Origin of the sequence: Streptomyces sp. NPDC007162, from assembly GCF_040634175.1 — a bacterium.
Classification (GTDB): domain Bacteria; phylum Actinomycetota; class Actinomycetes; order Streptomycetales; family Streptomycetaceae; genus Streptomyces.
The window spans coordinates 1-1,378 of sequence record NZ_JBEYFC010001003.1 but is presented as its reverse complement, the minus strand read 5'-3'; the positions used below and the strand labels follow the sequence as shown (position 1 = coordinate 1,378).

Sequence of the window (1,378 nt, the reverse complement as noted above, 5' to 3'; positions counted from 1 at the left end):
GGTGCCCGCCGTCACCGAGGACCTCAAGCCCGGTGCGATGCAGCTGCTCTGGATCGTCGTGATCTCGACGCGCCACGGAGCAGAGAAGTACGCCAAGTTCGCCTACTCGACCCGCTTCGGCTTCAGCCTGCCGAACGGCACATTGGGCATCGAACAGGGCGCGTACGACTCGATGCTCGCGCTGAGCGATGACGGCGGGGTGCACTACCGAGTGCGCGAGGAGCCGGCCGCGTCACTCGTCGTCGCCGACACGGTCCTCAGCACCTGGCACCCGTGGCCCGACGTGGAGATCACCACCTGGCTGACGGCAGCCGTGCCCTGGCACGTGCGCGTTCACCGCATCCGCACCGCCCGTACCCTGCACACCGCCGAGGGCGGCTTCGCCGTCGACCGGGACGCGGGCACGGACCGCGAGAGCGGGCCGGGACACGCACGGGTATCGGCCCCCGCCGGACTCACGGGACTGCGGGATCTCGACGGCCGGCGCGAGGGCGGGGTCGTCGACTGCCTGCCCGGCACGAACGTCCTCGCACGACGCACCGTACTGCCCGTGCTCGCAGGCAGACTCCCGCCCGGTGAGCACTGGCTGAGGTGTGCGGTGCTCGGCGTACCGGACGGATGCGAAGCCGAGACGGCCTGGCGAGAACCCCCGACCGCAGAAGACCTTCGGACCACCGCGCATCCCCTGGCCACTACGCACCCGACGACCACCACACATCCGACGACCGGAGGCGGGGCATGAGACTCAGACACCTGTCCGTGCTGGCCGCTGTGACCGCACTGCTGACCTTACCGGTCCAGGCAGGCGCGGCCCAGTCAAGCCACACCTACCACGTTGCTCCCCGGGGCAGCGACCACGCAAACGGCACGCAGGCAAGCCCCCTGCGGACGATCGGAGCCTGTCTCGAACGTGTCCGCCCCGGCGATACCTGCCTGATCCACCAGGGCACCTACCGCGAACAGCTCACACCGCCCTCCGGCACCGAGGGCGCCCCGATCACGATCGCCGCCTATGGTGACGGCCCCGTCACCATCGACGGGACCGAGCAGGTGACCGGCTGGAAGGACGCCGGCGACGGACTGATCGCCGCCGACACCGACCTGCCGCCCGATCCCGACTTCAACGCGGTGTTCCTGGACAACGTCCGTGCAGCAGAGGGACGTTGGCCCAACTCCGGCCCCGATCCGCTCAACACCACCTGGGCCGAGGCCGACACCACCTCCACCGACCAGCACATCGACGACACCGACCTGCCCGACGCAGACTGGACGGGCGCCACCGTGCACCTGTGGGCGGGCTCCAACCCCTGGGCCCAGCAGACCGGCACGGTCACCGCCACCTCACAGGGCTGAACCTGGCGAGTCCGCCCCCCGGGTC

Annotated in this window: 1 protein-coding gene and 1 pseudogene; both read left to right on the top strand. The window is 70.5% G+C overall.

From position 1 onward, the window contains the following. Window positions 1-742, top strand: a pseudogene (locus ABZ646_RS46665) (hypothetical protein); the annotation flags it as partial. Further along, window positions 739-1,353 carry a hypothetical protein gene (locus ABZ646_RS46660; protein WP_360533873.1) on the top strand — a complete coding sequence of 205 codons (615 nt, stop codon included), beginning with the start codon at window positions 739-741 and terminating at the stop codon, window positions 1,351-1,353. The pseudogene ABZ646_RS46665 and the gene ABZ646_RS46660, both read left to right, overlap by 4 nt. Window positions 1,354-1,378 lie beyond the last annotated feature (25 nt).

What these genes read in the sequence shown, in the direction of transcription:
- ABZ646_RS46660 (WP_360533873.1), top strand. Translation starts at nt 739, where the DNA reads ATGAGACTCAGACACCTGTCCGTGCTGGCCGCTGTGACCGCACTGCTG.